Annotated in this window: 13 protein-coding genes; 8 read left to right on the plus strand and 5 right to left on the minus strand. The window is 69.8% G+C overall.

Annotated elements, in window-relative coordinates:
* The first annotated feature begins 67 nt into the window (after positions 1–67).
* Both M5E06_RS03965 and pbpC read left to right on the plus strand, forming a co-directional pair.
* A complete protein-coding gene (locus tag M5E06_RS03965; RefSeq protein WP_252137230.1) occupies positions 68–5,281 on the plus strand; it encodes an alpha-2-macroglobulin family protein in 5,214 nt (1,737 codons plus the stop codon).
* An 18-nt stretch (positions 5,282–5,299) separates the two neighbouring features.
* A complete protein-coding gene (gene pbpC, locus M5E06_RS03970; RefSeq protein ID WP_252137231.1) occupies positions 5,300–7,369 on the plus strand; it encodes a penicillin-binding protein 1C in 2,070 nt (689 codons plus the stop codon).
* Positions 7,370–7,386: 17 nt separating this feature from the next.
* Here pbpC and M5E06_RS03975 read toward each other — a convergent pair whose 3' ends face one another.
* Complete coding sequence (locus M5E06_RS03975) at positions 7,387–7,659, minus strand: hypothetical protein (protein ID WP_252137232.1); 273 nt, start codon at positions 7,657–7,659, stop codon at positions 7,387–7,389.
* Positions 7,660–7,776: 117 nt separating this feature from the next.
* Here M5E06_RS03975 and M5E06_RS03980 point away from each other — a divergent pair, with 117 nt between their 5' ends.
* Entirely contained in the window at positions 7,777–8,172 is a 396-nt protein-coding gene (locus tag M5E06_RS03980) for a hypothetical protein (RefSeq protein WP_252137233.1), read from the plus strand.
* Positions 8,173–8,242: 70 nt separating this feature from the next.
* Complete coding sequence (locus tag M5E06_RS03985; protein ID WP_252137234.1) at positions 8,243–9,856, plus strand: multicopper oxidase family protein; 1,614 nt, start codon at positions 8,243–8,245, stop codon at positions 9,854–9,856.
* An 84-nt stretch (positions 9,857–9,940) separates the two neighbouring features.
* Here M5E06_RS03985 and M5E06_RS03990 read toward each other — a convergent pair whose 3' ends face one another.
* Genes M5E06_RS03990 through map form a run of 3 tightly spaced genes read right to left on the minus strand, consistent with a single transcriptional unit; the run spans position 9,941 to position 11,786 of the window.
* The gene (locus M5E06_RS03990; protein WP_252137235.1) at positions 9,941–10,393 is read right to left on the minus strand and encodes a cupin domain-containing protein; all 453 of its coding nucleotides are present in this window, start codon (positions 10,391–10,393) and stop codon (positions 9,941–9,943) included.
* The gene (locus M5E06_RS03995) at positions 10,390–10,980 is read right to left on the minus strand and encodes an NUDIX hydrolase (RefSeq protein ID WP_252137236.1); all 591 of its coding nucleotides are present in this window, start codon (positions 10,978–10,980) and stop codon (positions 10,390–10,392) included. Before M5E06_RS03995 ends, M5E06_RS03990 begins: the two co-directional genes overlap by 4 nt.
* Positions 10,977–11,786 (minus strand): type I methionyl aminopeptidase, encoded by an 810-nt coding sequence (map, locus tag M5E06_RS04000; protein ID WP_252137237.1) that lies wholly within the window; start codon positions 11,784–11,786, stop codon positions 10,977–10,979. Before map ends, M5E06_RS03995 begins: the two co-directional genes overlap by 4 nt.
* A 315-nt stretch (positions 11,787–12,101) precedes the next feature.
* Between map and radA the strand changes: the two genes are divergently transcribed.
* The 4 genes from radA to M5E06_RS04020 all read left to right on the plus strand — a co-directional run bounded on the left by radA (position 12,102) and on the right by M5E06_RS04020 (position 16,633).
* Positions 12,102–13,550, plus strand: coding sequence for a DNA repair protein RadA (radA, locus tag M5E06_RS04005; RefSeq protein WP_252137238.1), 1,449 nt, complete (start codon positions 12,102–12,104; stop codon positions 13,548–13,550).
* A gap of 59 nt (positions 13,551–13,609) precedes the next feature.
* Positions 13,610–14,299: a CvpA family protein gene (locus M5E06_RS04010; protein ID WP_109151455.1), complete on the plus strand. Its 690-nt coding sequence runs from the start codon at positions 13,610–13,612 to the stop codon at positions 14,297–14,299.
* Between the two features lie 102 nt (positions 14,300–14,401).
* On the plus strand, positions 14,402–15,850 hold the full coding sequence (gene purF, locus M5E06_RS04015; RefSeq protein ID WP_252137239.1) for an amidophosphoribosyltransferase: 1,449 nt from the start codon (positions 14,402–14,404) through the stop codon (positions 15,848–15,850).
* 75 nt (positions 15,851–15,925) lie between these two features.
* On the plus strand, positions 15,926–16,633 hold the full coding sequence (locus M5E06_RS04020) for an SDR family NAD(P)-dependent oxidoreductase (protein WP_109151453.1): 708 nt from the start codon (positions 15,926–15,928) through the stop codon (positions 16,631–16,633).
* A 179-nt stretch (positions 16,634–16,812) separates the two neighbouring features.
* On the opposite strand, the gene mutS is transcribed toward M5E06_RS04020, so the two are convergent.
* Entirely contained in the window at positions 16,813–19,449 is a 2,637-nt protein-coding gene (gene mutS / locus M5E06_RS04025) for a DNA mismatch repair protein MutS (protein ID WP_252138511.1), read from the minus strand.
* Between the last annotated feature and the right edge of the window lie 152 nt (positions 19,450–19,601).

The raw sequence follows: 19,601 nt of genomic DNA on the forward strand, positions 1-19,601 counted from the left end.
TATCGCAGCAGCCTGATTATCGGCGCTATAACCGGTTCGATTCGGTTCCCGGTTGTAAGGCGATAAGATGGCACGGCTGCTGACGCTGCTTTGGGTCCTCGTGGTGATGGTTTTTGCGGCCGGTCCGGTCCGTGCCGACTACACGCCGCCGGGGGCGCTGTCGGACGCCACCGCCTATGCCAACGGGCTGCTGCTGAAATCGCCGCCGCAGCCCAAGCCGCAGGTGATCGCCGACCTGCTGAAACAGGCCCATGCCGCCCGCGACCGCAAGGACATGGCCGGCGCCATCCAGGCCTATGAGAAGACCATCACCCAGGGCGGCGGCTCGCCATCGGTCTGGCTGGAGTTGAGCGCCGCCTGGTCGGCTGCCACCCCGCCAAACAAGGACCGCGCGCTGCAGAGCGCCGTGATGGCCGGGCAGTTCAATCCGAAGGACGAGGAGCGCGTCGCCATCCTCTGGCGCATCGCCACCCTGATGGACGAGGCGTTCGGCAAGCCGGACGAGGCGGTGAAGGCGCTGAATGCGATTCGCGAGCTGGCGCCGAAGCTGGACACGGCGACACTCGACGCCCGCGCGCCGAAGCTGGAGGAGCGCTTCGTCGCCATGCGCCGCAAGGCCGGGCTGGCGATGACCGGCGTCACCGTGAACGCGGAGGGCAGCAGCCCGCGCGTCTGCTTCCAGTTCAACGACCGGCTGAGCGCCAAGCAGGGTGTGCGCTTCGACGATTATGTCCGGGTGGAGCCGCCGACCAAGACCGCCATCGAGGCGCGTGACAACAGCCTGTGCCTGCGCGGCGTCACCCATGGCAACGGCTATACCGTCACCCTGCGCCAGGGCCTGCCCGGCGAGGACGGCGTGGCGCTGAAGGCCGACGAGACCCAGCGCGTCCGCGTGCCCGATCGGCCGTCGATGGCGGCCTTCCGCGGCTCCGCCTACATCCTGCCGCGCAAGGGCGCCGACGGCATTCCGGTGATCAGCGTCAACACCGACAAGCTGGACGTGTCGGTGTATCGCATCGCCGACCGGGCGCTGGTTTCCAACAAGTATGACGCCAGCCTGTTCAGCGAGCTGACCGGCTATACCGCCGACCGGCTGGCCCAGGAGAATGGCGAACTGGTCTGGACCGGCACGCTGGAGGTGAAGGGCGAGCGCAACCGCGACACCACCGCCGCGATCCCCTTCCGGCAGGCGGTGGGCGACGATCCCAAGGCCGGCCTCTATGTCGTCACCGCCCGTCCGCATGACGTCGAGGAGTCCGACCGCTGGGAGGCGCTGGCGACCCAGTGGGTCCTGCTGTCCGACATCGGCCTGACCAGCTTCCGTGGCGCCGACGGGCTGACCGTCTTCGCCCGCTCCTTCGGCAATGCCAAGCCGCTGCCGGGGGTGGACATGGCGCTGGTCGCCCGCAACAACACCGAACTGGCGCGGGTGAAGACCGACGAGTTCGGCCGCGCCCGCTTCGCGCCCGGCCTGCTGAAGACCGGCGGCAACGCGCCCGAAATGGTGATGGCCTATCTCGGCACCGATTTCGCCATGCAGGACCTGACCGGCGCCGCCTTCGACCTCAGCGACCGCGGGGTGGGCGGGCGTCCGGCGCCTGGGCCGATGGACGCCTTCGTCTATGCCGACCGCGGCGTCTACCGCCAGGGCGAGACGGTCAACCTGTCGATCCTGCTGCGCGACGACAAGACGGAGGCGGTGAGCGACTTCCCGCTGACGGTGAAGGTCCTGCGTCCCAGCGGTACCGAATATTACAGCGGCGCCCTGAAGGGCCAGGAGGCCGGCGGCTTCTTCCTGCCGCTGAACCTGACCCGCACCGCGCCGCTCGGCGGCTGGGAGGTGCTGGTCTATGGCGACCCGAAGGGCGAGCCGATCGGCCGCGGCTCCTTCCAGGTCGAGGATTTCGTGCCGGTCAAGCTGGCGCTCGACCTGACCGCCAGCGCGCCGATCCTGGTGCCGGGCCAGCCCTTCGAGGTGACGGCGCAGGGCCGCTTCCTCTACGGCCCGCCGGCCGCCGGGCTGGACGGCACCGCCGAGGTGGCGCTGAAGCCCGACCCGATGCCCTATCCCGCCTTCAAGGACTATCGTTTCGGCCGGGTGCAGGACAATCCGACCGAGCGGCTCGACCCGCTGGAGTTCCCGACCACCGACGAGCAGGGTGTCTCGCACGTCGCCGTGACGCTGCCGGAGGTGCCCGACACCAGCAAGCCGCTGCGCGCCGACATCCGCGTCACCCTGTCGGAGCCGGGCGGGCGCCCGGTGCACAAGTCGGTCTCGGTCCCGGTGCGGCCTAAGACTTACGCGCTGGGCCTGCGCCCGCGCTTTTCCGACGGCCGCATCGGCGAGGGGGGCGAGGCCGCCTTCGATCTGGTCGCCGTCGCGCCGGACGGCAGTGCCATCGCCAAGCCCGGCGTCAAATGGGAACTGGTGGAGGAACGGGTCTCCTTCGTCTGGTATCGCCGCGACGGCCGCTACAGCTACAATGCCTCGGTGCGTGACGTGCCGCTGGCCTCCGGAACCGTCGATGTCGGCGCCGACAAGCCGGCGCAGGTGGCGCTCGGCAAGCGCGAGTTCGGCCGCTACCGGCTGGAGGTCACGGACAAGGCGGCCGGCGTCGCCAGCTCCTACCGCTTCTATTCCGGCTGGGCGAGCGGCGACGACACCGCTGACATCCCGGACAAGCTGGAGGTCTCCACCGACAAGCAGTCCTACAAGCCGGGCGAGACCGCGCGCGTCCGCATCGCCCCGCCCTTTGCCGGCGAACTGCTGGTGACGGTGGCGACCGACCGCATCTTCGACGTCCGCACCATCTCGGTCCCGGCCGAAGGGGCGACGGTGGAAATCCCGGTCGATGCCGCCTGGGGACCCGGCGCCTATGTCACCGCCACCGCCTACCGTCCGCCGGTCAAGGGGCGGGAGCGCCAGCCGGTGCGTGCCATGGGCGTCGCCTGGGTCGGTGTCGATCCGTCGGTGCGCACGATGACCGTCGCGCTCGACGCGCCGCAGGTGATCCGCCCGCGCAGCCGGCTGGAGGTCGGGGTGAAGGTCGCCGCCGCCGATGGCGGGTCGATGGAGGACACCTATGTCACGCTGGCCGCGGTCGACGAGGGCATCCTTCGCCTGACCGACTTCGCCAGCCCGCAGCCGGAGAAGCATTATTTCGGCAAGCGCCGGCTCGGCCTCGACATCCGCGACGATTACGGCCGGCTGATCGACCCGCTCGACGGCCCCTATGGCGCCATGCGCCAGGGCGGCGATTCCAGCGGTGCCGGGCTGCCGGTGGTGCCCTTCACCGTGGTCTCGCTGTTCCACGGGCCGGTGAAGGTCGGGGCCGACGGCACCGCCCGCATCGGCTTCGACGTGCCCGACTTCAACGGCGAGCTTCGCCTGATGGCGGTGGCCTACAGCCGCGGCCGGGTCGGCTCGGCCGCCGGGCCGGTGACGGTGCGCGATCCGCTGGTGGCCGACGCCATCCTGCCGCGCTTCCTCGCCCCCGGTGACGACAGCCGCGTGACCCTGTCGCTGCACAATGTCGAGGCGGCGGCCGGCACCTACGAGGTGGCGGTCACCGCGCAGGACGCGGTTTCGGTGGAGGGCGGCAATCTCTCCGTTCCGCTGGCGAAGGGCGAGCGCAAGACGCTGGTGGTGCCGCTGAAGGGCGTCGCCGCCGGCATCGGCCATGTCGCCGTGGCGGTGAAGGGGCCGGAGAATCTGGCGCTGAACCACGACTACGGCATCACCGTCCGCCCGGCCCGCGCGGTCGAGACCCAGTTCCTCACCCGCCAGATCGCCCCTGGCGAGAGCGTCCGCTTCGACGGGGCGGAGCTTGCCACCTATCTGCCGGGAACGACCAGTTGGTCGGCCAGCTTCACCACCGCGCCGCCTTTCGATGTCGGCGGCATCCTGCGGGCGCTCGACCGTTATCCGTTCGGCTGCCTGGAACAGACGGTCAGCCGCGCCCTGCCGCTGCTGGTGGTGCGCGATGTCGAACTGGCGCTGGGCAAGGACCGCAAGCCGGATGACGGGCTGGAGGCTCGCGTCCAGCAGGCGATCTCCCGCACGCTCGACAAGCAGCGCTTCGACGGCGCCTTCGGCCTGTGGGGTGCCCATGACGAGGCCGACGGCTGGCTGACCGCCTATGCCACCGAGTTCCTGGTCCGCGCCAAGCAGAAGGGGGAGGCGGTGCCGGACAAACCGCTGACCGACGCGCTGTCCTGGCTGCGCCAGCGCGCCATCGCCAGCGCGACCGAGCCGGAGGAACTGGCGGTGCGCGCCTATGCCCTGCACACGCTGGCGCTGGCCGGCGTGTCGCTGCCGGGGCCGGCGCGCTATCTGCACGACACTGCGCTGGAAAAGCTGCCGACGCCGCTCGCCAAGGGACAGCTCGGCGCGGCGCTCGCCCGCATGGGCGACAAGGAGCGGGCGGCCAGCGCCTTCGACAGCGCGGTCTCCCATCTGGCGCGCGAGGAGTGGCATGTCGATTACGGCTCCACCGTCCGCGACGCCGCGGCGCTGGTGGCGCTGATGACCGAGGTCGACATGGCCGGCACCCGCATCCCGGCGCTGATCGACCGGCTTCCGGCCTCCGCCACCGCCGCCGGCCGCACCAACACGCAGGAGAAGGCGTGGTCGGTCCTGGCCGCCGACGCCCTGCTGCGCGGCGCGCCGGCCAAGGTCGAGGTGACGTTGGGCGGTGCGAAGAAGGACGGCGCGCGGGTCGATCTGACCCCGACGCTGGCCCAGCTGAAGGCCGGCATTCCGGTCGCCAACGCCGGCAAGGCGGCGGTGTGGCAGGCGGTGTCGCTGTCCGGCGTGCCGGTGGCGCCGCAGCCGGCAGCGCGCGAGGGGCTGCGCATCAAGCGCTACTTCTTCACCCGCAAGGGCGAGCCGCTGAACCTCGACAGCATCAAGCAGAACGACGTCTTCGTCGTCGTGCTGGAGGGCGAGGCCAACACCAAGCTGTTCCACCAGGGCATGGTCACCCACGCGCTTCCCGCCGGCTGGGAGATCGAGAACGCCAAGCTGGGCGGCGGCACGCCGGAGGAGATGCAGTGGCTGGGCGATCTCAGCTACACTCGCACGACCGAGGCGCGCGACGACCGCTATGTCGCCGCGGTGGACCTGACGGAGGACCAGCAGACCTTCAAGCTGGCCTTCATCGTCCGCGCCATCACCCCCGGCAGCTATGAACTGCCGGGCGCCACGGTGGAGGACATGTACAAGCCGCGCTTCTTCGCTCGCCAGACCACCGGGCGGATCACGGTCCATCCGGCGGAGTGACGATTGGCGCGGGTTTGGATGCGCAAGGTTTGGGTGCGGCGGTTGGCGCTTGCTGCGGCGGGCGTCGCCACCCTGATCGGGACGGCGCTGGCGCTAGACCGGCTGTTCCCGCCGCCGCTGGACCGGCTGGCCGACCTGTCGGTGACGGTCACCGACCGCAAGGGCCAGCCGTTGCGCGTCTTCACCAACGCGGGCGGCGCGTGGCGGCTGCCGGCGACGGTGGACGACGTGTCGCCGCTGTTCGTCGAGCTTCTGCTGGCCTATGAGGACCGGCGCTTCGAAAGCCATGCCGGCGTCGATCCGCTGGCGGTGCTGCGGGCGGCGGCGCAGAATCTGGGAGCCGGGCGGGTGGTCTCCGGCGCCTCCACCATCACCATGCAGGTCGCCCGCCTGCTGGAGCCGCGCCCGCGCACCTTCGGCGCCAAGCTGATCGAGGCGGCGCGGGCGGCGCAGTTGGAATGGCGCTACAGCAAGCGCGACATCCTCGGCATGTACCTGACGCTCGCCCCCTATGGCGGCAACATCGAGGGGATTCGCGCCGCCTCGCTGATGCTGCTGGGCAAAGCGCCGGTGGAGTTGGACGCGGCGGAAGCGGCGCTGCTGGTTTCGCTGCCGCAATCGCCCTCCCGCCTGCGGCCCGACCGCTATCCGGAGCGGGCGCAGGCGGCGCGCGACAAGGTGCTGGACCGGGTGGCCGAAGCCGGCGCGCTGCCGCCCAAGGCGGTGGCGGAGGCGAAGACCCTGCCGGTGCCCTCGGCGCGCCTGTCCCTGCCGGCGTCCGCCCCACATCTGGCCGACCGGCTGCGCAACGCCGAACCCCACCGGCCGGTGATCGCCACCACCATTGACGGCACGCTGCAGCACGCAATCGAGGCGATGGCCCGCCGGGCGGCGGAGACGCTGAACCCGCAGGCCGGGCTGGCGGTGCTGGTGGTCGACAACCGCGACCGCTCGGTCCTCGCCTATCTCGGCAGCCCCGACGCGCTGGACGAGACCCGGCAGGGGCCGATCGACATGGTGCGGGCGGTGCGCTCGCCGGGGTCGGCACTGAAGCCCTTCATCTATGGGCTGGGCTTCGACGACGGCATCATCCACCCGCTGACCCAGATCGCCGACGTCTCCACCCGCTTCGGCGATTGGGCGCCGCGCAATTTCGACCGCAGCTTCACCGGCGACCTGACGGTGATGGAGGCGTTGCAGCGCTCGCTGAACGTGCCGGCGGTGCTGGTGCTCGACCGCGTCGGCCCGCTGCGCTTCGCCGAGGCGTTGCGCAAGGCCGGTGCCCGGCTGGTGCTGCCCAGCGGCACGGCGCTGCCGGGACTGCCGGTGGCGCTCGGCGGGGCCTCGATCAGCCTGTGGGACATGACGACTCTCTACAGCGGGCTGGCGCGCGACGGGTTGGTGGCGCCCTTGCGGACAATGTTGGACCAGACGGACGGGACGGAGCAGCGGCTGCTGTCGGCCACCGCGGCGCAGCAGGTGCGGGCGATCCTGGAAGGCTCCCCGCCGCCGCCGGGGGTGGTGCAGGCGCAGGAGTTGCGCGGCAGCGGGCCGGTGGCGCTGAAGACCGGCACCAGCTATGGCTTCCGCGACGCCTGGGCCTTCGGCGTCACCGGGCGCTACACGGTGGGGGTGTGGGTCGGCCGGCCGGACGGCACGCCCAGCCCCGACCATTACGGCCGCAACACCGCCGCCCCGCTGCTGTTCGAGGTGTTCGACCGGCTGCCGGCCGAGCGTGGCCGCCCCGCCGGGCCGGTGCGCAACGACGCGCCGCCGGAACTGCTGCGGCGCCTGCGGCCGGGTGAGGTGGAGTTGGCCGGATCACGCCAGACCGACCGGCTGCGCCTGACCTTCCCGGTCAGCGATATGGTGCTGGAGGCGCTGGGGCCGGACGGCAGGGGCGAGCCGATGACCCTGACCGCCAGCGGCGGGCGGCGTCCGCTGTCCTGGCTGATCGACGGCCGGCGCATCGCCCAGTCGCCCATCGCGCGCGAGGTGCTGTGGCGCCCGGCCGGGCCGGGGGTGGTGCGGGTGACCGTGCTGGACGCCGACGGCCGCAGCGACAGCGCGACCGTCGAGATTCGCTGACCCCCAATAAGGTACGGCTAAGAGGCGCGGCGCAGGCCGAAGGGCGCGTCGTCGCGCTGGCTCCACACCCGCGTGCGGACCCGCATCTGCTTCTGGCAATCCACCGAGCAATAGAGCGGCGCCGGTCCCCGCGTGGACGGACGGACGAAGGGACGGCCGCAGCAGGCGCAATGCAACTGGCGGGGCGCGGTGTGCGGGAAATTGGCCGGACGGGTGGAGGCGGACATCTGGAAGGGTTCGGGCTGGTTTCGGGTGACCGCCAATATAGGGGCGGTGTGTTGCAGTTCCATGCTCGGGATAACGCCTAGCACCGAATGGGTAGAGGGCTTGTCCTGCGGTCGGAGGTGGTTGACCGGTTCGACCCTCAAGCCTATGTGAAAAGGCTGACAACAAGCGGGAGCGGTGCGGTGCCGATGCGCGTCGCCGACTGGATGCGGAGGCTGGGTGGTATCGCGGGGGCGATGGTCCTCGTGATGCTCGGCCTGCTGCTGTGGTCGGGAGCCGCCTCCGCCGCGTGCCCGCACGAGCGTCCGGGCGCACCGGCTGCCGTCGCGCCTCATGGCACGTCGCATGCGATGGATACGAACAGGATCGACCATGGCCGGCAGGCGCCGGGCCGACCGCACCATGCGGTGCAGCCCTGCTGCGGCGGGATGGCCTGCGCCGCCGTGCCGGTCGGGCTGCCGGGTGCCGAGCTGGCGTCGCCGCTCGGGTCGGCTGGGCCGCGCTTGGGCTGGGCCGCCGGGCCGTTGCGAGAGGGGCTGGGCCTGCGCCCCGATCTGCCGCCACCCCGTCTGGGATGATGCTCTTGCGCCGCGGGTCCTGAGCGGCGCCGTCATCCGTCCCATTTCCCCAGATCATCCGGAGTCCGTCATGGCTCTCGCGCTTTCCCGCCGCCGTCTGCTGTCCACGGCGGTGGCCGGCGGCTGTGCCGCCCTGCTGCCGTCCTTTTCCCGCTCCGTCCTGGCAGCCGCTCCCGTTCCCGGCCCGACTGCCGGCGATGCCGTCCGCCTGACCGTAGAGCGCCGCACCCTGGAGGTGAACGGCAAGGCCGCCAGCATGTTCGGCATCCGCCAGCCCGACGGCACGCATGGGCTGATCCTCGATCCCGGCCGGCGCTTTCTGGTGGATCTCACCAACAGGGCCGGGGAGGACGCCATCATCCACTGGCATGGCCAGACCCCGCCCTATGTCCAGGACGGCGTCGCCGACGTGAACCGGCCGACGATCCGCGACGGCCTGACGGTTCGCTACGACTTCGCGCCGCGCACCGGCACCCACTGGATGCACTCCCACCACGGAATGCAGGAACAACGGCTGATGGCCGCCCCGCTGGTGGTCCGCAGCGACGAGGATCTCCGCGCCGACGAGCAGGAGGTGGTCATCCTGCTGCACGACTTCACCTTCCGCGACCCGGCCGAAATTCTGGCGTCGCTGGGCGGGCCGTCCGCCGGGATGGCGCATGGCGGGCATGGTGCTGCCGGCATGGGGCAGGGGGCCATGAACCACGGCTCCATGGATCACGGCGCCATGAATCATGGCCAGATGAGCCAGGGTCAGATGAACCACGGCGCCATGAATCACGGCCAGATGAATCACGGCTCCATGGGGCACGCCTCCACGCCCCAGGCCAACGGCCATGACATGGTCGGCATGTCCGGCGGCATGGCGATGGACCTGAACGACATCGATTACGACGCCTATCTCGCCAATGACCGCACCCTTGCCGATCCGCAGGTGGTGCGGGTGGAGCGCGGCGGGCGGGTGCGGCTGCGCGTCATCAACGGCGCCACCTCCACCGCCTTCCATCTCGACCTCGGACGGCTGAGCGGGCAGGTGATCGCCGCCGACGGCAACCCGGTGCAACCGGCGGCGGGCAGCCGTTTCGGCCTGTCGATGGGGCAGCGGCTCGACATCCGCCTGACCTTGCCGGCCGACGGCGGCGCCTTCCCGATCCTGGCTCTGCGCGAAGGGGCGGTGCAGCGCACCGGCATCATCCTCGCCACCCCCGGCGCGGCGGTGGAGAAGGTCGCGGAGACGGGGCAGGCGGAGACCGACGCGCTGGACCTGTCGCTAGAACGCCAGTTGGTCGCGATGACGCCGCTGGCGGCGCGGACGGCCGACCAGACGCGGCGGATGCAGCTGACCGGCTCGATGATGCCCTATGTCTGGAGCCTGGACGGCAGGACCTTCGGCGAACACCGGCCGCTGCTGGTCCGCCAGGGCCAGCGGGTGGAGTTGACCTTCGAGAATGCCTCGATGATGGCGCATCCGATGCACCTGCACGGCCACCATTTCCAGGTGGTGGCGATCGACGGCCGGCCGGTGGCGGGGGCGGTGCGCGACACCGTTCTGGTGCCGATGATGGCCAGCGTGACCGTCGCCTTCGACGCCGACAACCCCGGCCGCTGGCCGCTGCACTGCCACAACCTGCTGCACATGACGACGGGGATGATGACGGAGGTGGTCTATGAGGGATTCGTTTGAGGAGGGCTGACGTACAGCATTGAACCGCGAGCCAAACCCTCTCCCGGTCCGAACACCGGGGGAGGGCGGGCGATCATCCGCCCCTCACAGGGCCTCCTCAGGCTCCCACCCGTCCGGCGCCATCCTGAATCCGGCGAACTCGAAGGCCGGCGCCACGGTGCAACTCACCAGCGACCAGCCGTCCGGTCCGTCGGCGAGGCTCTGCGCCGCCTGCCACGCCCCGACCGGCACCACCGCCTGCGGCCGTTCGCCGCCCGCGATGTCCATCCCCAGCCGGCGGCGCTCGACCGTCCCGCCCTCTTCGAAGACCGAAAGCTCCAGCGGCGCCCCGCCGTGCCAGAGCCAGATTTCCACGGCATCCACGGTATGCCAGTGCGACCGCTCCCCCGCCCGCAGCAGGAAATAGATCGCCGTCACCGCCCCGCGCCCGCCATCCGCCGGTGCGCGATAGGTCTCGACGTAGCAGCCACCTTCCGGATGCGGCTGCAGCCCCAGAAACTCGATCAGCCGCTCGGCCGTCAGTGCGCCGTCCGTCATCGTACGTTCCGCGCCGCCATGCCCAGCCCCTCGCGCAGCTCCGGCATCAGCATCGCCCCCAGCATGGCGATCACCGGCAGCACCGCGTAATCGCCGCGCGCCGCCGCGTCGATCAGTTCGCGTGCGCTGTGCAGCTCGATCCGCATGTCCTCCAGGTCACCATTGTCGGGCTCCGCCACCTTGCGGGCGCCCTTGGCGTGGAACATGTGGCAGGTGCTGCCCTTGGAATTGGCCCCGACGACGAAGCCGCCCAGCGCCGTCCAGTCGTCGGCGGCATAACCGGTCTCTTCCAGCAGCTCGCGCCTGGCGGCCTCCAGCGGTTCCTCGCCGGGGTCGATGGCGCCGGCCGGGAAGGTCAGGCTGACGCGCCGCGCTCCGTGCTTGTAGGTGCGCAGCATCACGACCTTGCGGTCCTCGGTCTCGACATACATCAAGGCAAAGTCGGGCTGGTCCAGCTGATAGAAATTCTCCACCGTCCGCCCGTCCGGCAGCCGCACCGTCTCCGCCCGCACCTTCAGGTACGGGCTGGCGTCGAGCAGCTCGCGGCTGCCCAGCACCTCCCACGGCTCCAGCTCGTCGTCGCTCATGCGGCGTTTCCATATGGAGGTTGGGTGAAGCCGGCGGGAGAGAGGGTGAAGATCTCGCAGCCGTCCTCGGTGATGCCGATCTGGTGCTCGAACTGTGCCGACAGCGAGCGGTCGCGGGTGACCGTGGTCCAGCCGTCGGACAGGATCTTCACCTCCGGCCGGCCGGCGTTGATCATCGGCTCCACCGTGAAGATCATGCCGGGGCGCAGTTCCACGCCGGTGCCGGGCTTGCCGAAATGGTCGACATGGGGCGCGCCGTGGAAGACCTGCCCGATGCCGTGCCCGCCGAAATCGCGCACGACGGAGCAGCGCGCCGCCTCCGCCATCGTCTGGATGGCATGGCCGATGTCGCCCAGATGGTTGCCCGGCTTGGCCTGGGCGATGCCGGCCATCATGCAGCGCCAGGTCAGGTCAACCAGCTTGCGCGCCTTCACGCCGATCTTGTCGCCGACGAAATACATGCGGCTGCTGTCGCCGTACCAGCCGTCGAGGATCACGGTGACATCGATGTTGACGATGTCGCCCTCGACCAGCTTCTTGTCGTCGCTGGGGATGCCGTGGTTGACGACATGGTTGGGCGAGATGCAGCTGCTGGCCGGATAGCCCTGATAGCCCAGCGTCGCCGGAATGCCGCCGCGGTCGCGCTGGAATTCCTCGATCAGCGTGTCGAGCCGCCCGGTGCTGACCCCCGGCACCACGAAGGGCGCGATGTAGTCCAGCGTCTCGGCCGCCAGCCGGCAGGCCTTCCGCACCGCCTCGAACCCTTCCGGACCGTGCAGCACGATCCGCCGTCCTTCCCTGTCCATCAGACCTTCATCCGTCACTGAATTCCTCTTTTCACTCTATCCCCCTCTCCCCCCCGGGGAGAGGGTCGGGGTGAGGGGGATGCACAGGGAGGGTTTTCGGGAAAGGGCCGCCGCGCGACCCCCTCACCCTAACCCTCTCCCCGGGGGGAGAGGGAATACTTCCTCCGATCGTCTCGTCGGTCTGGAAAACCGCCCACCAACCTATCACGCCCCCCGTCCGAAAAAAGCTCCTGCATTCCACCCCTGCAAACGTAGGATTCGGCGGAACGGCTTGCTATATGTGGCGGGCCCTATCCCCATCGGACTACCAGACCTTTGGCGAAGCCCACCACCCGATATGTCTGTCAGGCCTGCGGCGCCTCCTTCCCGAAATGGGCAGGCAAGTGCGACGCCTGCGGCGAATGGAACAGCCTTGTCGAGGAGGCGGCGCCCGACAGCGCGCCCAAGGGGCTGGGTACTGCCCGCGGCCGCCGCATCGACTTCGTCGGCCTGCATGGCTCCAGCGAGGCGCCGCCGCGCCGTATGACCGGCATCGCCGAGTTCGACCGCGTCTGCGGCGGCGGGCTGGTCCCCGGCTCGGCCATCCTGATCGGCGGCGACCCCGGCATCGGCAAATCGACTCTTCTGCTCCAGGCGATGGCCCGGCTGTCGCAGGATCACCGTTGCGCCTATGTCTCGGGCGAGGAGGCGGTCGATCAGGTCCGCCTGCGCGCCCAGCGCCTTGGCTGCGCCACCGCCCCCGTCGATCTGGCGTCGGCCACCAGCGTGCGCGACATCGTCGCCTCGCTCGACGACGTCAAGGGTCCGGAGGTGATCGTCATCGATTCGATCCAGACCATGTATATGGACAATCTGGACAGCGCCCCCGGCACCGTCGCCCAGGTCCGCGCCAGCGCGCAGGAGCTGATCCGCGTCGCCAAGCGGCGCGGAGTCGTCCTGCTTCTCGTCGGCCATGTCACCAAGGAAGGCATGATCGCCGGTCCCCGCGTGCTGGAGCACATGGTGGACACCGTCCTCTATTTCGAAGGCGAGCGCGGCCACCAGTTCCGCATCCTGCGCGCGGTGAAGAACCGCTTCGGCCCGACCGACGAGATCGGCGTGTTCGAGATGGGCGACGCCGGCCTCGGCGAGGTCGCCAACCCCTCGGCCCTGTTCCTCGCCGAACGCCGCGGCGACGTGTCCGGCGCCGCCGTTTTCGCCGGGATGGAGGGCACCCGCCCCGTCCTGGTGGAGGTGCAGGCCCTGGTCGCCCCGTCGCCGCTCGGCACGCCGCGCCGCGCGGTGGTCGGCTGGGACTCGGCCCGTCTCGCCATGGTCCTGGCGGTGCTGGAGGCGCGCTGCGGCGTGCAGATCGGCGCCAACGACGTCTATCTGAACGTCGCCGGCGGCCTGCGCATCACCGAACCTGCCGCCGACCTCGCGGTCGCCGCCGCACTGGTGTCGTCGCTGACCGGGGAGCCGGTGCCGGCTGACGCCGTGGTGTTCGGCGAGATCGGCCTGTCTGGCGAGGTCCGCGCCGTCGGCCAGAGCGACACGCGCCTGAAGGAGGCGGCGAAGCTCGGTTTCTCGTCGGCCATCTTCCCGGCACGGCGCACCGGCAAGAAAGGCAGCCGTGGCGACAACGGTTTGAAGACGGTCGAACTCCAGCAGTTGGGCGAGCTGATGCCGCTGTTCCAGCCGCAGGGCTCCTCCGGCCGGCCGCCGTCACGGCGCCCTCACGACGACAATGACACGCGCCGCTGGCGCGACGACGAATACATCTGACCGCACTTCCGTCATCAATCGGTAACTCATCAATCGGTACAGGCAATCGGCACAGGGACATGGATAATCTTCCCGTCAATCCGGTCGACATCGTCGTCATCGCCGTCGTGCTTCTGGCCGCGCTTCTGGCCTTCAGCCGGGGTCTGGTGGCCGAGGTGGTGTCGGTCGCCGCCTGGGCCGGCGCCGCGATCATTACGCTCTACGCGCTGCCCCATGTCCTTCCCTACGCGCAGATCTACATCCGCTTCGAGATGCTGGCCTACGCCGCCTCGGCGGTGGGCGTTTTCATCGTTGCGCTGATCGTGCTGTCGCTGCTGGGCCGCAGCCTGTCGCGCGGGGTCCAGGCGTCCGCGCTGTCGGCGCTGGACCGCACGCTGGGCTTCGCCTTCGGGCTGGTGAAGGGTGGCATCCTGGTTTCCATCGCCTACCTGTTCTTCCTCTGGCTGGTGCCCAATCCGGCCGAACAGCCGGTGTGGCTGCAGCAGGCGAAGACCCGTCCCTTCCTGGCCGCCGGCGCCGAGACCCTCTATGCCTTCGTGCCGGAGAACCTGCGCAAGGAAGGGCTCGGCCAGATGGACATGGCGCGCGACCGTGCGCGTCAGGCGATGGAGGCCAAGCAGGCGCTCGACCGCCTGTCGACACCGGTGCCCAGCCCCGCGAAGACCGGGGGTGCGCAGGCGCCCGATACCGGTTATAAGGACCGCGACCGCGCTGACCTTGAAAGGCTGATGCAGAACAACGCCCGCTGAGCTTGACCGCTCGGTTTCGGCGCTATCGACGTTTGTGGACCGTTTTTTCGTTGCATGTGCTGACGCGCCCCAGGGCGCCTCTTGGACGAAGGACTTCTGGTGATGCTGACGACGCATCCGTTCGACGACGACAAGCTGCGCGAAGAGTGCGGCGTGTTCGGCATCTACGGCAACCCGCAGGCGGGCGCCATCACGGCGCTGGGCCTGCACGCCCTGCAGCACCGCGGGCAGGAGGCGGCGGGCATCGTCAGCTTCGACGGCGGGCGCTTCCATCTCCAGCACACGCTGGGCCTTGTCGGCGACCATTTCAGCTCCGAGGCGATCATCGCCAAGCTGAAGGGCGGCAGCGCCATCGGCCATGTGCGCTACGCCACCACCGGCGACACCTCGATCCGCAACGTCCAGCCGCTCTACGCCGATTTCGAGTTCGGCGGCTTCGCGCTGGCCCACAACGGCAACCTGACCAACGCCCAGGCGCTGCGCCGCCAACTTGTCCGCCGCGGCTGCCTGTTCCAGTCCTCCACCGACACCGAGGTCATCGTCCACCTGATGGCCACCGCCCGCGGCGGTTCGCCGGTTGATCGCCTGATCGAGGCGGTCCGGCAGGTCGAGGGCGCCTTCTCCCTGGTGGCGCTGACCTCCAAGGAAGTGATCGGCGTGCGTGACGCGCTGGGCGTCCGTCCGCTGGTGCTGGGCCGGCTGGGCGACACCCATCTGCTGGCCAGCGAGACCTGCGCCTTCGACATCGTCGGCGCCGAATATGTCCGCGATGTCGAGCCGGGCGAAATGATCGTCATCGACGGCAGCGGCGTCCACAGCCTGCGCCCGTTCCAGCCGCAGCAGCGCCGTCTGTGCATCTTCGAATACATCTACTTCGCCCGTCCCGACAGCGTGATGGAGGGCACCTCCGTCTATCAGGCCCGCCAGCGCATCGGCCGTGAACTGGCCCGCGAGGCCGGCGTGCCCGCCGACGTGATCGTGCCGGTCCCCGACAGCGGCGTGCCTGCGGCGCTGGGCTATGCCCAGGAAGCCGGCGTGCCCTTCGACCTCGGCATCATCCGCAACCATTATGTCGGCCGCACCTTCATCGAGCCGACCGACCAGATCCGCCATCTCGGCGTGAAGCTGAAGCACAACGCCAACCGCGCGATGATCGAGGGCAAGCGCGTCGTGCTGGTCGACGACAGCATCGTCCGCGGCACCACCTCGAAGAAGATTGTCGAGATGGTCCGCGCCGCCGGTGCCGCCGAAGTGCACATGCGCATCTCCAGCCCGCCGACCTCGCACCCCTGCTTCTACGGCATCGACACGCCGGAGCAGGGCAAGCTGCTGGCTCACCGCATGACGGTGGAACAGATGCGCGAGTTCATCCAGGCCGACAGCCTCGCCTTCATCTCGCTCGACGGCCTGTACCGCGCCATGGGCGAGCAGAAGCGTGACCCGGCCAATCTGGGCTATTGCGACGCCTGCTTCACCGGCGACTATCCGATCCCGCTGACCGACGCGCTGGAAAGCCCGCCGGCGGAGGCGAACGTCCCCGTCCGCGCCTGACCCTGAACCCTCTCCCGTCCTGGGAGAGGGTTTTTCATATGTGAACGAACAAAACCCAGGAAACGAGTCGTCCCCATGTCCCGTCTCTCCGGCCGCATCGCCCTCGTCACCGGTGCATCGCGCGGCATCGGCGCCGCCGTCGCCAAGCGCTTCGCCGCCGAAGGCGCCCATCTGGTCCTGGTCGCCCGCACCGTCGGCGGGCTGGAGGAGACCGACGACGCCATCCAGAAGATCTCCGGCCAGTCGGCGACCCTGGTGCCGATGGATCTCCGTGACTACGACAAGATCGACCAGCTCGGCCACGCGCTCTACCAGCGTTTCGGCAAGCTGGACATCGTCGTCGGCAATGCCGGTGCCCTGGAGGCGCTCGGCCCGGTCGCCCAGTATGATCCGAAGCTGTGGGCGCGGGTGATGGACCTGAACGTGACGGCGAATTTCCGCCTGATCCGTTCGATGGACCCGCTGCTGCGCGCGTCCGGCACCGGCCGCGCCATCTTCGTCACCTCGGCCGCGGCCAAGGCGCCGCACCATTACTGGATGCCTTACGGCGCCAGCAAGGCGGCGCTGGAGATGATCGTGAAGACCTACGCGATGGAGGTCGCCGGCTCGACCCTGCGCGTCAACCTGATCGACCCCGGCGTGGTGGCGAGCAAGCTGCGCACCCAGGCGTTTCCGGGCGAGGACCCGACGAAGGTGACGCAGCCGGATCAGGTGACCGAGCGCTTCGTGGAACTGGCCGAAGCCGGCTGCGAGCGCCATGGGGAGCTGGTGCAGGGGCAGTGAAGTGCGGCGGGAGATGAGGCGATTGCCCCCTCCCTAACCCTCCCCCGCGTTCCGCGGGAGAGGGGACTGCTGCTGCTTCGCGGATAACCCACGCCGCCAAGTGTCCAACCCCCTCCACCGCCGAAGGCGGGGGAGGGATGGGTAGGGGGCATTCGACGAACCTGCTCCCCAAAAAAACCTCACCCCTTCAGCATCCCCCGCAACCGATACAGCTCCTCCAACGCCTGCCGGGGCGTCAAACTGTCCGGATCGATCCCCGCAAGCGCCTCCTCGACGACCGAAGGCCCGGCCGGCGCCACCTCCGCCTCCACCTTCGCCGCTGGCCGCTTCAGCGCCGCGCTGAACAGCGGCAGATCCTCCGCCAGCCGGTGGATCGTCGCGTTCTGGTCGCCCGACTCCAGCAGCTTCAGCACCTCGTCGGCTCGGCCGACCACCGCCGGCGGCAGGCCGGCCAGCTTGGCGACGTGGATGCCGTAACTGCGATCCGCCGCCCCCGCCGTCACCTCGTGCAGGAACACCACGTCGCCCTGCCATTCCTTGATCCGCATGGTGTGGCAGGACAGCGCCGGCAGCTTCGAGGCCAGCATCGTCAATTCATGATAATGCGTGGCGAACAGCGCCCGGCAGCGGTTCACGTCGTGCAGATGCTCCACACAGGCCCAGGCGATCGACAGCCCGTCGAAGGTCGCCGTGCCGCGCCCGATCTCATCGAGGATCACCAGCGCCCGAGATCCCGACTGGTTCAGGATCGCCGCCGTCTCCACCATCTCCACCATGAAGGTGGAGCGTCCGCGCGCCAGATCGTCGGCCGCCCCCACACGGCTGTACAGCCGGTCCACCACCCCGATATGCGCCTGTTCCGCCGGCACGAAGCTGCCCATCTGCGCCAGCACCGCGATCAGCGCGTTCTGCCGCAGGAAGGTCGACTTACCGGCCATGTTCGGGCCGGTCAGCAGCCAAAGCCGGTTGTCCGGCGCCAGATCGCAGTCGTTCGCCACGAACGGCCCGGCGTGGCCGGCGTCCAGCACCGCCTCCACCACCGGATGCCGCCCGCCCTTGATGGTGAAGCCCAGGCTGTCATCCACCAGCGGCCGGCTGTAGCGCCGTTCTTCCGCCAATTCTGCCAGCGAGGTGGCGACGTCCAGCGCCGCCAGAGCGTGGGCCGCCTGGGCGATGGCGTCGGCCTTCGCCGCCACTGCCTCCACCAGCCCGCCGAACAGTTCCAGCTCCACCGCCAGCGCCCGGTCGGCCGCCTCGGAAATCCGCCGTTCCAGATCCGACAGCTCCACCGTGCCGAATCGCACCGCGTTCGCCATGGTCTGCCGGTGCATGAAGACCTCGCGGGCCCGGTCCGATATCAGCTTGTCGGCATGGGCGGCGGTGACCTCGATGTGATAGCCCAGCACGTTGTTGTGCTTGACCTTCAGCGACGGCACCCCGGCGATCTCGGCGTATTTCGTCTGCAACCCCGCGATCAGCCGCCGGCTCTCGTCGCGCAGCGTCACCAGCTCGTCCAGTGCATAGCTGTAGTCGCGGGCGATGAAGCCCCCGTCGCGCGCCAGCAGCGGCAGCTCCGGCGCCAGCGCCTGGCTCAGCTGGTCGACCAGTTCCGAATGCGCGCCCAGCCGCTTGTCCAGCGCCGCAAGTCCGTCCGGCAGCGGCATGGATCCTGCCAGCAGTTCGCGGATCAGCCCGGCCTGCCGCAGCCCGTCGCGGATCGCCGCCAGATCGCGTGGTCCTCCGCGCCCCAGCGTCAGCCGCGACAGCGCCCGCTCCAAATCCGGACAGCTCCGCAAGGCGCCGCGCAGCTCCACGCGCAGCCGCTCCTCGGCCAGCGCAAACTCCACCATGTCCAGCCGGCGGCCGATGGCGGCCGGATCGGTCAGCGGCGCCGCCAGATGGGCGCAGAGCAGCCGGGCGCCGGCCCCGGTCACCGTGCGGTCGATGGTGGCGAGCAGGCTGCCGCGCCGCTCCCCGCTCAGCGTTCGCGTCAGTTCAAGATTGCGGGCGGTGGAGGCGTCGATCTCCATCACCGCGCCCGGCCCCAGCCGGCGCGGCGGCGACAGCCGGGGCACGCGCCCCTTCTGCGTCAGCTCGACATACCCCACCAGCGCGCCGGCCGCCGCGACCTCCGCCCGGCTGAAATTACCGAAGGCGTCGAGCGTGCCGACTCCGTACTGGCTCAACAGGCGCTGCTTGCCGTTCTCGCTGTCGAATCGCGGGTTGGGCTGCACGGTCAGCCGCGACTTCCATTCGCCCCACAGCTCGAACAGCTCCGGCGTCTGGCTCAGCTTCTCCGAAATCAGCACTTCCTGCGGATCGAGCCGCCCGAGTGCAGCGCCAAGTCCCGTCCGCTCCACCGGCTGCACCACCAGCTCGCCGGTCGACATCTCCAGCCAGGCCAGCCCCAGCCCGCCCGCCGTCTCCGCCACCGCCGCCAGCCAGTTGGAGGAGCGGGCGTCGAGCAGGCTGTCCTCGGTCAGGGTGCCGGGGGTGACGATGCGGATGACGCCGCGCTTCACCACCGATTTCGACCCGCGCTTCTTCGCCTCCGCCGGGTCTTCCATCTGTTCGCAGATGGCGACGCGGAAGCCCTGGCGGATCAGGCGCTGCAGGTAATTCTCGTGGCTGTGCACCGGCACGCCGCACATCGGGATGTCTTCGCCCAGATGCTGGCCGCGCTTGGTCAGCGCGATGTCCAGCGCCGCCGCGGCATTCACCGCATCCTCGAAGAACATCTCGTAGAAGTCGCCCATCCGGTAGAACAGCAGGCAATCGGGATGCGCCTGCTTGATCTCCAGATACTGCGCCATCATCGGCGTGGCGTCGGGCGGGATGACGATTTCTGCGGTGTCGGACACGGGAACCACGGGGCCTTGGGTGGGTGTTTTATCAGGCGCGCACCCTATCACGGGATATGCGGCCGCGGGATAGGCCGCTTGGCCGAGCATGGGACAATCAGACGCGC

This window comes from Azospirillum sp. A1-3, assembly GCF_023806445.1.
GTDB lineage: Bacteria > Pseudomonadota > Alphaproteobacteria > Azospirillales > Azospirillaceae > Azospirillum.

Bases quoted from the DNA above. Each gene is read 5' to 3' on its own strand.
- M5E06_RS03965 (WP_252137230.1), top strand. From the start codon at position 68: ATGGCACGGCTGCTGACGCTGCTTTGGGTCCTCGTGGTGATGGTTTTT.
- pbpC (WP_252137231.1), top strand. From the start codon at position 5,300: ATGCGCAAGGTTTGGGTGCGGCGGTTGGCGCTTGCTGCGGCGGGCGTC.
- M5E06_RS03975 (WP_252137232.1), bottom strand. From the start codon at position 7,659: ATGGAACTGCAACACACCGCCCCTATATTGGCGGTCACCCGAAACCAG.
- M5E06_RS03985 (WP_252137234.1), top strand. From the start codon at position 8,243: ATGGCTCTCGCGCTTTCCCGCCGCCGTCTGCTGTCCACGGCGGTGGCC.
- M5E06_RS03990 (WP_252137235.1), bottom strand. From the start codon at position 10,393: ATGACGGACGGCGCACTGACGGCCGAGCGGCTGATCGAGTTTCTGGGG.
- M5E06_RS03995 (WP_252137236.1), bottom strand. From the start codon at position 10,980: ATGAGCGACGACGAGCTGGAGCCGTGGGAGGTGCTGGGCAGCCGCGAG.
- map (WP_252137237.1), bottom strand. From the start codon at position 11,786: ATGGACAGGGAAGGACGGCGGATCGTGCTGCACGGTCCGGAAGGGTTC.
- M5E06_RS04010 (WP_109151455.1), top strand. From the start codon at position 13,610: ATGGATAATCTTCCCGTCAATCCGGTCGACATCGTCGTCATCGCCGTC.
- purF (WP_252137239.1), top strand. From the start codon at position 14,402: ATGCTGACGACGCATCCGTTCGACGACGACAAGCTGCGCGAAGAGTGC.
- M5E06_RS04020 (WP_109151453.1), top strand. From the start codon at position 15,926: ATGTCCCGTCTCTCCGGCCGCATCGCCCTCGTCACCGGTGCATCGCGC.
- mutS (WP_252138511.1), bottom strand. From the start codon at position 19,449: ATGATGGCGCAGTATCTGGAGATCAAGCAGGCGCATCCCGATTGCCTG.